This is a genomic window from Noviluteimonas gilva (assembly GCF_009740395.1).
GTDB classification, from domain to species: domain Bacteria; phylum Pseudomonadota; class Gammaproteobacteria; order Xanthomonadales; family Xanthomonadaceae; genus Noviluteimonas; species Noviluteimonas gilva.
On record NZ_WOXT01000001.1, the window covers coordinates 1,055,159 to 1,064,378 of the forward strand.

A 9,220-nucleotide genomic window follows, 5' to 3' on the forward strand; every position below is an offset into this window, starting at 1 on the left:
GAACGAAGGGGAAGGGGAATGCCGAGCAGGATCATCCGAGAGGGAATCACGACAAGCGAACCGCTGTCGTTCGTGTCCTTCGAAGCGGAAACCCTGTTCTATCGCCTGATCGTCACCGCTGACGACTTCGGGCTGTACGACGGTCGCCCCGTCATCGTTCGGGCTCGCTGTATGCCCCTGCGTGACGTGACGGCTTCCCAGGTTGGGGAATGGCTGCGTGAGTTGGCCGAGCATTCCCTGATCCTGCAATACGAGGACGAGGGCAGGCCGTATATCGCCATCCCGAAGTTCAAACAGCGGACCCGGAATGCGGCCCCGAAGTACCCCCTCCCTGACGGGTGGAACACAAATGACGGGCAACTGACGGGCAATGGTCAGTCACTCGCGTCCGTAGTCGGAGGCGTAGTCGGAGGCGTATTCGAAGACGAAAGTAATGGGGCAGCGCCGCCAGCGGCCCAGCCCCCGGCGATCACCCTCCCTTTGAATACAGGAGCGGAGTTCCCGGTCACGCCGGAGCAGGTGCGCGAGTTCACCGACCTGTATCCCGCCGTGGACGTGCTGGCACAGCTCCGCAAGATGCGCGGCTGGCTTATTGCAAACCCTGCCAACCGCAAGACGAAGGCGGGAATCCTCCGCTTCGTGACGCGCTGGCTCGGCCAGGAGCAGGACAAGTCCGGCAAGTCGGGCGCGGGTACTCCGCCGACTTCGCATCCGGCATCCGGCAAGCCGAAGGGGCCGAGTGAGTCGCCCTTGGAGGCTCAGTTGAATTGGATTGCGCACATGGTCCGCTCGGGCGGCATGACCGACGAAGAAGCGTTGGCTGCTCGCGAGAAGGCCGTTGCGAAGCACAGGGGTTCCACATGAAACGCGAACGACTGACCACGGAGATGGTGTGGATGTTCATGCGTGAAGGCTGCAACGCAAACGAGATAGCGGAGTACGGGGGCGTGGCGCTGGCGACGGCGATTGCGTGGATGGGGCAGGCAGCACGCACCGCTGCATCTGCGCCGAAGCGCAAGACGTTGCGGAAGGCAGCGTGATCTGGACGAAGCCACCGTGGAGCGAGCCGATGCGCGACTTCTACATCGACGGGGAGGACGGCTGGCGCATCTGCAAGACGCATCCCGGCCCGGTCTACGTGCTGTCGCGTCGCGGGGTGTTGGTGAAGTGCAGTAAGTCGTTGGACGAGTTGAAACAGAGGGCAGAACATGATCGTGAACAGTGACACATCCCTCCAATCCGCCATCGGCGAACTGCGCGAGCAGTACCGGGTGCATCGGTTCGTGCAGGTAAAGATCGTCGCCGGGAAGAAGCGGAGCGTGGAGCAGAACGCGGTCCTGCATGGTTGGTTCGGCCAGGTCGCTCGCGAGTTGCGCGAGGACGACGAACGCGGCGTGAAGCGGTTTTGCAAGCTCCACTTCGGCGTCCCGCTGCTGCGCGCTGAAGACGAAGAATTCCGTGACGCATACGACCGCGTAGTCCGCCCGCTGCCCTACGAATCCAAGCTGATCGCGATGGACATTCTGCCGGTTACGTCAGCCATGACGACGAAGCAACTGGACAAGTGCATGACGGACATACAGGACCACTACGCGAAGCATGGCGTGGCGCTGGTGTATCCCAGGGAGAAAGCCGCATGACACTCGCCCGCCGCAAGACCGCCACCAAGGCGCAGCGCGCATACCAAGACCGCGCCCGCGAATTGGGCTGCGTCGTGTGCCGCTTCCGCAAGCAGCACCAACCGAACGAGACGCACATCCACCACCGCAACCTTGGCGACTGGCACGGCCAGAAGCAGCTCGGGCAGGACTGCGTAGTCGCCATGTGCGCGTGGCACCACGACGGGCGAATCGTTGAGGGCTACTCCACCGACGACATGCGCCACGAGTTCGGCCCGAGTTTCAAGCACGCGGCCGACTTCCGCGAATGGACCTACGACGTGCTGCCGAACATGGGGCGCGGAACCGAAGCATGGCAGGCGTACCAAGACCTGCTGCTGGAGAACGAAGAATGATCGAACCGTACATCAGCGACAAGCAATGCACGAAGTGCCGCGAGTGCAAGCCGGAGACGGAGTTTCCGTGGCGCTCGGATCGGCCGCAGAACCGTCGTTCAGTCTGCAAGAAGTGCACGCAGATTTGGAACTGCCTGTACGGGCGCCAGAGACGATCTGGTTCGCTGGTGCGTCGTCCGGCAGTCAAGCCGACTCCGCTGCCCGCCATGAACTTGCTGGAGCAACTTGACTGCATCCGCTTCCGCAAGTGGGCGCGTCGTGTGCAACCGAACCCGCGCTTTGGCGTGGCGATGATTGGGGGTGGGCTGTGAGCTTTGGAATGCGACTCAAGACTGCAATCCACTCGTCTGGCATGACTCAGGCCGAGTTGGCGCGGCAGGCAAAAACCTACCCGGCCAATCTGAGCCAGATGGTCAACGACAACATCCGCCCCAACGCGACCACGTTGGCGCGAATGCTCAGGGCCATGCCCGCCATAGATGCGCGGTGGCTGATTACCGGCGAACACGAAACGCAGTACACCATCACCGAAGCAGGCATCCAAGCCCTGCGCGAGTCGAAGGCGGGTGGCGAATGAACCGTGATCGCTGGGACGAGCTAATGACGGCCGAAGACGGGCGGCTCACTAAGTCCGAGATGCGCGAAGGGTGGCACTTCTGCCCTGACTTCGATTACCTGCTTTGCAAGTTCGGGGCGCAGCCAGTGCTTCGCGAATGCACATGCGAGGTGTGGGACGAGTCGGAAATTGAGGAGGCCGAATAGTGGGCGCCTTCAGCCGAAACAAGGGCGCCAGGTGCGAGCGCGAGTTGTGCGCGCTGCTGCGCGACAACCTCGGGGGCGACTTCAGCCGCAACCTCAAGCAGTACCAGAAGGCGCAGGAGGGCGACATTGAGCAGCTCGTCGGCCCGTACCTCGTGGAGTCGAAGTCGCACGCCACGCTCAACCTGAAGTCGTGGTGGGGGCAGATCGTCGCTGCGGCATCGCGTCACGAACTTCGCCCGCTGCCGTGCCTCGCCTACAAGGTGCCGCGCAAGGGTTGGCGCTTTCGCGTGCCGATCCCGCAAGCGTGGGAGAGCGGTCACCAGTGGGGGCGCGAACTCACCTACACGATGGATCTCAGCCCGGACGGATTCTTCCTGATCGTGCGAGAACACAAGGGGTAGACCATGAACTACGGCCTGTTTCACCAATGGGTGCTGGACCGCGTGGACGAACTCGTGGAGATGGGTGTGTCGCGCCGCGAGGCTAACCACCTGATGACCGCGCTGGAGCTGGGGGCGATTGCAGACGAGGCGCGGAATCGTGCTGAGCGTCAATTCCTGCTGGACTACGAACGCACCGACGCGAAGGTGATGGCCGAGCGTCATCGCAAGTCGGAGGCATGGGTGCGCAAGCGCGCACGGAAAGCGCGCCAACTTGTAGCGACACCAGTAGCGGGATAGCGCCTACTGTCTGAAGCCGGGACAACCAACAGGACCCGGCGATGAAGCAGCCCAACGACGTAAAGCGCCCCAACAGTGGCGGCGGATCGCTCGCGCAGTTCCTTCGTTCGCGCGAGAAGTTCATCCACGTTAGCAAGACCCTTGAAGTTGTTTGGGCCGAGCAGATCGGCGGCGACGTGCGGCGATTCGGCTGCGTCGAGTTCCTTGGGGTATCGCCCGATCCGGGCAAGGTCCGCAATATCGGACGAAACGCTGCGAAGCGAGCGCATCGCGCTAGCAAGACCTCGCGCAAGCACTGGCGAAAGGTGGCATGACATGGCCGCCCCGGTGACTGGATGGATCGACAGCGGGACGCACCTTCGTGTCTGGATTGACATCCCGCTACGCAAGAATGGCTTGCCGAACCTCGCCGCCGCAAGGGTGGCGCAGAACCTTCTGGAGTCGGTGAATCCCGACGCATACGACCCGATAGAGGGCGTGCCAGAAGACGTGGCCCGCGCTGCATTGCGCGACCGCGAGACCATCACGCTGAGCGAGAACACGCCGCCCGTGCCGGTCTTCGATGACGACGAATTTCCGGGGTATCGCTGCGCGAACGGGACGTGCCATGGGGATTGATCGCGCCGTGTGGGCCAGTAGCGCCACCGACCTGTGGGCGACTCCGCAGGACTTCTTCGACACTTTGAACGCTGAGTTCGGCTTTGAGCTGGACGTGTGCGCGACTGACGAGAACGCGAAGTGCGCACGGTACTTCACCGCCACCAATGACGGACTCGCGCAGGAGTGGCGAGGCGTCTGCTGGATGAACCCGCCGTATGGCCGCGTCATTGGCGACTGGATGCGGAAGGCTTACGAGAGCGCGCAGGCCGGTGCAACCGTCGTGTGCCTCGTGCCAAGCCGCACTGACACGCGCTGGTGGCACGACTACGCGATGAAGGGCGAGATTCGCTATGTGCGCGGGCGCCTGAAGTTCGGCGGCAGCAAGAACAGCGCGCCTTTCCCGTGCGCGGTCGTCATCTTCCAGCCCGTCACCGAAGCGAGAGCCGCATGAAGCGCTGGTCCCTCAACGTCCACGCACCACGCCTCGGCCACTTCGGCACGTTCTCGCTGATCGGCCTGAAGTGGAATTGGTGCCGCTACGACGCGCCGAGCAACCTTGGCGGCTGGGTGTCGGTGCAGGTTGCGCTGCTTGGGTTCTCTGCGGCGCTCACGTACTGGAGGGGCGCATGAGTCGCCACTTCCTGATTCCCGACACGCAGATCCGGCCAGGCGTCGCGACCGATCACATCGACTGGATCGCGCAGGCCATCGTGGAATACCGCCCCGATTGCGTCGTCCACATTGGCGACCATTGGGACATGCCGAGCCTGTCGATGCACGACGGCGTTGGCAGCATGAAGATGGAGGGCGCCCGCTACGAGGACGACATTGAGTCGGGCAACGAAGCATTCGCTCGGCTCACGATTCCGATGGAGACCGAGCGCGCCCGCCTGAAGCGCAACAAGGAAAAGCAGTGGAATCCGCGCAAGGTGTTCTGCTTCGGCAACCACGAGAACCGCATCAACCGAGCGGTAAACAGTGCGCCGAAGTGGGCAGGGACGATTGGCGAGCATCACATGCGCACGCTGGATTGGGAGCGTCGCCCGTTCCTTGATCGCGTGTGGCAGGACGGCGTTCTGTACTCGCACTTTTTCCAGAGCAGCCACAGCTCGCACGCCATCGGCGGCTCCATCGACAACCGCTTGAACAAGATTGGCACGAGCTTCGTGCAGGGCCACGAGCAGGGCTTCCGCTACGGCACGCGCATCCAGGCATCGGGCGCGACGTGGCACGGGCTGGTGGCTGGCTCTGCGTACCTGCACGACGAGGATTACCGGGGCAATCAGGGGCAGGGACATTGGCGCGGCGTCGTCGTGCTGAACGAGGTGCGCGACGGCGATTACTGCGTGATGCCGCTGACGCTGGACTACCTGTGCCGCAAGTACGAGGGCATCAGCCTCGGGGAATTCTTGCGGAAGAAATACAAGGACGCGGAATACAAATACACGTTGGCGAGGGCTGCATGACCTACTTCCACATCGGCGCAATCGTCTTTCAGTTCGCCTGCATGGTGGCATTCGCCTACGTTGGCGCATGGGGGTGGGTGCTGTGGTGCGCGGTGTTCGCCGCGTACTCGACGTGGCGCATCCAGAAGGACAAGGCGGCGCAGACCGCCAAGGGGAGGGAAGAGTGAATTGGTTGCGGAGACTGTTTGCGAAACCAGCCATCGGCGTGCTGTTCGGGCTTGATCCGCCGAAGGGCTGCCACTTTGACGTGTCCTGCTTTGAAAACAGTTCGTGGCACGTCCGAATCGTGCGCTGGGGGAAAGATCTTGCCCACGAGTGCGAGCTAATCGACAGGTTTGGCCGTGGGGTCAAGACGGACGAAGACCTGATTGTAGCCGCCGCGAAAAAGGCTCTCTACGCCTACGACATGCGGGGTGAAATCGATGCGCGCAAGCGAGTCGTGCGCAGTCTTTCGGGCTCCTATCCGCCGAAGAGTACTTCTCACGGGATCGCCAAGGGGAAGGGCAGTGGCTGAGGGTTACATCTACGTCGGCGGATTCCAGCCGCACCCTGATGTTCTCTACATCAAGGCGGGCAAGTCATGCCGCCCCAAGGATCGGATGAAGCAGTACGGGACGATGGTCCCTGGCGGCCTCAACTTCATGGAGGCCGCAAAGACCGACACGCCGAACAAGGCGGAGAGGGGGTTGCTGACGGCCCTCGCGGAAATGGAGGGGATGGAGGCTATCGGCGGCGAGTGGTTCAAGTGCCACCCCTTCATGCGACTGCCCGCTCTCGATCAGTTGCGAGTTTTTGGGCGAGAGGTGTTGAACGTGCGCCCGTTCTGCCCCGCGCCATTTGGATCAGCAGCTCCCGGTAAACGTGGACAGCGGAGGACGCGACGTGGGTAAGGAAGTCGAGAAGATCATCGCGGACCTGCGTGCGGTCTATCGCAACAAGGCTGACGACGGCCCCGACTTCGACGCGCGTGCTGGTGCTTGGTGGTGGGGGCAGACCGACGACGAGTTCGCCTATGCGGTTGGGTCCGCCGATCTGGTTTCGTCAGACCCTGTAGCCAAGCACCTATATCTGTTTAGCCGCGCTGGTGACTTGGCGGGTGCGCAAGCAATCGCGTCAGTCATTTCGTGGTGCCACGGAACGGCTGCGGAGGCTGCCAGCACGGCAGGCGGGCCTCGCGGGCGTCCTCAGGTGGTGCTTGACCGCGAGTCGCGCTGGTGGCGTCAGGCGGGCCAGGATGGGGCTGCACTCGCCATGTGGGGCGAAGCGAGCTGGTGGGGTGACGCCTTCCGTGAAGCGATTCCCGGCATCAACAAGCGGTGCGCCAAATATCGCTGCGGCTCGCAGGCATACGGGCGTGTGCGCGAGTACGTTGAGCGCGAGGCCAAGTCGCTGATCGACAACTTCAAGCATGACTTGGAGTCGGTTCTGGTCGGGCGCTATGACCCCGGCTTCCGCGCACGCTGGGAGCTGCGTACTGGCACAACGTTCGCTGAAGTCTCTATCTGATATGGGCTGGCGGGCCGACCTGTCACACTGAATCTAAGGGGTGCATTGCATCCCGCCCCGCCTCTGCATCATTACGCCGCTCGCTGACGAGCAGCGCCGACTAACAGAGTCGCCGCCACAAGCGCGCGGGGCAAATCTCCTGGAGGCTGCCGCCATGTCCGAAGAGCTGGAAGAGATTGAGGACGACGGCCCGCCCGAGGACGTGATGCACGGGCCGGACGGCTCGCTGGACTGCATCAACGGGCGCTTCGACTTCATCGCCTTCTGGCTCGCCAAGCTGGGCATCGACGACCCCGCAGGCGCCGCCCTGAGCTTCGGCGAGGGGTGCAGCGTGTCCATCCTGCATCCGGTCACGGGCGAGTGGCTCACGCCGCAGCAGATCGCCAAGAAGGCGGGCGTGGCCTCGGTTCGCTCTATCCAGTAATGGACGCCGACGCGCTGTCCGACCTCGACGCGGCGGACGAAGACCTGCTGCGCCTTCGGGCGATGGCAAACCAGATCGCCATGCACATCGTGTTTGACGGCAAGCAGATCGTGGTCCGCTGCCAGAACGGCGAGGACGTGGAGTGGTTGTGTCGTCGGGTGCTGGAGCAGTACGCGGCGCCAGAGGGCCGAACGGTCAACTGAAACCTTCTAGAGCGCGCGCCGCTCCATAAGCTTCCCCTCGGTCACGCTTCTGGCGGGCCGATACGAGCCTCCGGGCTCGGCCTATCGACGCGGGTTGCAAATCGTCGGCAAGTGTCACGAATTACCGACATTTCGGAACACTGAAAGCGCCACGTGCGCAGAAGGAAACACGTGGGCGATTACCTCTCATTCGGCCTCGGGGCGGTCACCGCCGCCGTAGGCGTCATCGTGTGGCTGGTTCGGCTTGAGGGCCGACTCAACGTGCAGGTTGCCAAGCAAGAGGCGACAGACAAGCGCGTGGACGGCCTGGAGGAGCGGATCGTGGCGCAGCTAGACCGCATCGAAAACCGCTTGGACACGTTGGCCCGGCAATGAGCAAGGCGAAGGTTGGCGCGGCGAGTGCAGTTGTCCTGCTGCTCGCTGGCGGCCTGATCGCGAAGTGGGAGGGCGTGCGGTACGAGCCCTATCAGGACGTGGTTGGCGTGTGGACCGTTTGCTACGGCAGCACGACCAATGTTGACCCGTCGCGCAAATATACGCGCGCTGAGTGCGAGGCGCGGCTTGACGCAGATATGCGAGTGGCGGATAGCGCCGTTCGCCGCTGCGTCGGCCGCGATATGCCAGACGGTGTTCGCGCAAGTCTGATTTCGTTGGTGTTCAACGTCGGGCCGAAGCCCGTCTGCCAAGGCTCGCCGGGGAAGTTCGCCCGCGCTGGAGACTGGCCGAATACGTGTAAGTCGCTCGACCTCTACAAGTTCGCCGGGGGTCGGGTGTTCCGTGGTTTGGTGCTTCGTCGCGCAGACGAGCGCAAGGTTTGTGAGGGTAGATGAGTTTCGATCTGCGTCACGGTGACTGCCTAGAGATCATGGCGCAGTTGTCGGACGCGAGTGTCGATCTGATCCTGTGCGACCTCCCGTATGGGACGACCGCGTGCAAGTGGGACAGCGTGATTCCGTTTGAGCCGCTTTGGGCGCAGTACCGGAGGGTTGCGAAGAAGAACGCGGCCATCGTGCTGACAGCGAGCCAGCCGTTCACGTCGGCCCTGATTGCGAGCAACCTGCGCGAATACCGTTATTCGTGGGTGTGGGATAAGGCAACCATTTCCAACCCAATGCAGGCCAAGCGCCAGCCGCTACGGCAGCATGAGGACGTAACAGTGTTTGCGGCTGGTGGCGCACCCGCGTACTACCCGCAGAAGACGGACTTGCACATCAAGTCGAAGTGGAGGCAATACGCGCAAAACGACGATGCGGCGATCCCCGGCAACGTAGGCGCGACTGGTGTGGTTGAGGGTAAGTATCCCAAGACGATCATTCGCTTCCCCGCTGCCAAGTTGGTAGGGCGCACGGTCCACCCCACGCAGAAACCCGTCGCGCTGATGGAATACCTGATCCGCACTTACACGGAGGCGGGCCAGACGGTGCTGGACAACTGCATGGGAAGCGGCACCACGGGCGTGGCCTGCATGAACCTCGGCCGCCAATTCATCGGCATTGAGCGCGACGACAAATACTTCGCCATCGCATCCGAGCGGATCGCGGCGGCACAGAGGAGCGCAGCATGAT

23 protein-coding genes are annotated in these 9,220 nt (G+C 63.0%); all 23 read left to right on the forward strand.

Annotation, left to right across the window (positions count from 1 at the left end):
• Positions 1 to 18: 18 nt before the first annotated feature.
• The 23 genes from GN331_RS04945 (at position 19) to GN331_RS05055 (ending at position 9,219) form a co-directional block, all read left to right on the forward strand.
• Positions 19 to 864, forward strand: coding sequence for a hypothetical protein (locus GN331_RS04945; RefSeq protein ID WP_156640737.1), 846 nt, complete (start codon positions 19 to 21; stop codon positions 862 to 864).
• Positions 861 to 1,040 carry a hypothetical protein gene (locus GN331_RS04950; protein WP_156640738.1) on the forward strand — a complete coding sequence of 60 codons (180 nt, stop codon included), beginning with the start codon at positions 861 to 863 and terminating at the stop codon, positions 1,038 to 1,040. The genes GN331_RS04945 and GN331_RS04950 overlap by 4 nt, the downstream gene beginning before the upstream one ends.
• 29 nt (positions 1,041 to 1,069) lie before the next feature.
• Positions 1,070 to 1,225: a hypothetical protein gene (locus GN331_RS04955; RefSeq protein ID WP_156640739.1), complete on the forward strand. Its 156-nt coding sequence runs from the start codon at positions 1,070 to 1,072 to the stop codon at positions 1,223 to 1,225.
• On the forward strand, positions 1,215 to 1,640 hold the full coding sequence (locus GN331_RS04960; protein ID WP_425489264.1) for a NinB/YbcN family protein: 426 nt from the start codon (positions 1,215 to 1,217) through the stop codon (positions 1,638 to 1,640). Before GN331_RS04955 ends, GN331_RS04960 begins: the two co-directional genes overlap by 11 nt.
• A complete protein-coding gene (locus GN331_RS04965; RefSeq protein ID WP_156640741.1) occupies positions 1,637 to 2,014 on the forward strand; it encodes a hypothetical protein in 378 nt (125 codons plus the stop codon). Before GN331_RS04960 ends, GN331_RS04965 begins: the two co-directional genes overlap by 4 nt.
• A complete protein-coding gene (locus GN331_RS04970; protein ID WP_156640742.1) occupies positions 2,011 to 2,325 on the forward strand; it encodes a hypothetical protein in 315 nt (104 codons plus the stop codon). The genes GN331_RS04965 and GN331_RS04970 overlap by 4 nt, the downstream gene beginning before the upstream one ends.
• Positions 2,326 to 2,333: 8 nt before the next feature.
• Positions 2,334 to 2,591 carry a helix-turn-helix domain-containing protein gene (locus tag GN331_RS04975; RefSeq protein WP_156640743.1) on the forward strand — a complete coding sequence of 86 codons (258 nt, stop codon included), beginning with the start codon at positions 2,334 to 2,336 and terminating at the stop codon, positions 2,589 to 2,591.
• Between the two features lie 184 nt (positions 2,592 to 2,775).
• Complete coding sequence (locus GN331_RS04980) at positions 2,776 to 3,177, forward strand: putative PDDEXK endonuclease (RefSeq protein WP_156640744.1); 402 nt, start codon at positions 2,776 to 2,778, stop codon at positions 3,175 to 3,177.
• A 3-nt stretch (positions 3,178 to 3,180) separates the two neighbouring features.
• On the forward strand, positions 3,181 to 3,456 hold the full coding sequence (locus GN331_RS04985) for a hypothetical protein (protein WP_156640745.1): 276 nt from the start codon (positions 3,181 to 3,183) through the stop codon (positions 3,454 to 3,456).
• Positions 3,457 to 3,497: 41 nt separating this feature from the next.
• Positions 3,498 to 3,770: a hypothetical protein gene (locus tag GN331_RS04990; protein ID WP_156640746.1), complete on the forward strand. Its 273-nt coding sequence runs from the start codon at positions 3,498 to 3,500 to the stop codon at positions 3,768 to 3,770.
• 1 nt (position 3,771) lies between these two features.
• On the forward strand, positions 3,772 to 4,074 hold the full coding sequence (locus GN331_RS04995) for a hypothetical protein (RefSeq protein WP_156640747.1): 303 nt from the start codon (positions 3,772 to 3,774) through the stop codon (positions 4,072 to 4,074).
• A complete protein-coding gene (locus tag GN331_RS05000) occupies positions 4,064 to 4,507 on the forward strand; it encodes a DNA N-6-adenine-methyltransferase (protein ID WP_156640748.1) in 444 nt (147 codons plus the stop codon). Before GN331_RS04995 ends, GN331_RS05000 begins: the two co-directional genes overlap by 11 nt.
• On the forward strand, positions 4,504 to 4,686 hold the full coding sequence (locus GN331_RS05005; RefSeq protein WP_156640749.1) for a hypothetical protein: 183 nt from the start codon (positions 4,504 to 4,506) through the stop codon (positions 4,684 to 4,686). The genes GN331_RS05000 and GN331_RS05005 overlap by 4 nt, the downstream gene beginning before the upstream one ends.
• Positions 4,683 to 5,522 carry a hypothetical protein gene (locus GN331_RS05010; RefSeq protein ID WP_197427002.1) on the forward strand — a complete coding sequence of 280 codons (840 nt, stop codon included), beginning with the start codon at positions 4,683 to 4,685 and terminating at the stop codon, positions 5,520 to 5,522. Before GN331_RS05005 ends, GN331_RS05010 begins: the two co-directional genes overlap by 4 nt.
• The gene (locus GN331_RS05015; protein ID WP_156640750.1) at positions 5,519 to 5,689 is read left to right on the forward strand and encodes a hypothetical protein; all 171 of its coding nucleotides are present in this window, start codon (positions 5,519 to 5,521) and stop codon (positions 5,687 to 5,689) included. Before GN331_RS05010 ends, GN331_RS05015 begins: the two co-directional genes overlap by 4 nt.
• The gene (locus GN331_RS05020; RefSeq protein WP_156640751.1) at positions 5,686 to 6,036 is read left to right on the forward strand and encodes a hypothetical protein; all 351 of its coding nucleotides are present in this window, start codon (positions 5,686 to 5,688) and stop codon (positions 6,034 to 6,036) included. The genes GN331_RS05015 and GN331_RS05020 overlap by 4 nt, the downstream gene beginning before the upstream one ends.
• Entirely contained in the window at positions 6,029 to 6,412 is a 384-nt protein-coding gene (locus GN331_RS05025; protein ID WP_197427003.1) for a GIY-YIG nuclease family protein, read from the forward strand. Before GN331_RS05020 ends, GN331_RS05025 begins: the two co-directional genes overlap by 8 nt.
• Positions 6,405 to 7,028, forward strand: a complete 624-nt coding sequence (locus tag GN331_RS05030) for a hypothetical protein (protein ID WP_156640753.1) — start codon at positions 6,405 to 6,407, stop codon at positions 7,026 to 7,028. Before GN331_RS05025 ends, GN331_RS05030 begins: the two co-directional genes overlap by 8 nt.
• A 154-nt stretch (positions 7,029 to 7,182) precedes the next feature.
• A complete protein-coding gene (locus GN331_RS05035) occupies positions 7,183 to 7,452 on the forward strand; it encodes a hypothetical protein (RefSeq protein ID WP_156640754.1) in 270 nt (89 codons plus the stop codon).
• Positions 7,452 to 7,655 carry a hypothetical protein gene (locus tag GN331_RS05040; RefSeq protein WP_156640755.1) on the forward strand — a complete coding sequence of 68 codons (204 nt, stop codon included), beginning with the start codon at positions 7,452 to 7,454 and terminating at the stop codon, positions 7,653 to 7,655. The genes GN331_RS05035 and GN331_RS05040 overlap by 1 nt, the downstream gene beginning before the upstream one ends.
• Before the next feature lie 171 nt (positions 7,656 to 7,826).
• Positions 7,827 to 8,030 (forward strand): hypothetical protein, encoded by a 204-nt coding sequence (locus GN331_RS05045; protein WP_156640756.1) that lies wholly within the window; start codon positions 7,827 to 7,829, stop codon positions 8,028 to 8,030.
• A complete protein-coding gene (locus tag GN331_RS05050; RefSeq protein WP_156640757.1) occupies positions 8,027 to 8,485 on the forward strand; it encodes a lysozyme in 459 nt (152 codons plus the stop codon). The genes GN331_RS05045 and GN331_RS05050 overlap by 4 nt, the downstream gene beginning before the upstream one ends.
• On the forward strand, positions 8,482 to 9,219 hold the full coding sequence (locus GN331_RS05055; RefSeq protein ID WP_156640758.1) for a DNA-methyltransferase: 738 nt from the start codon (positions 8,482 to 8,484) through the stop codon (positions 9,217 to 9,219). Before GN331_RS05050 ends, GN331_RS05055 begins: the two co-directional genes overlap by 4 nt.
• The last annotated feature ends 1 nt before the right edge of the window (position 9,220 follow it).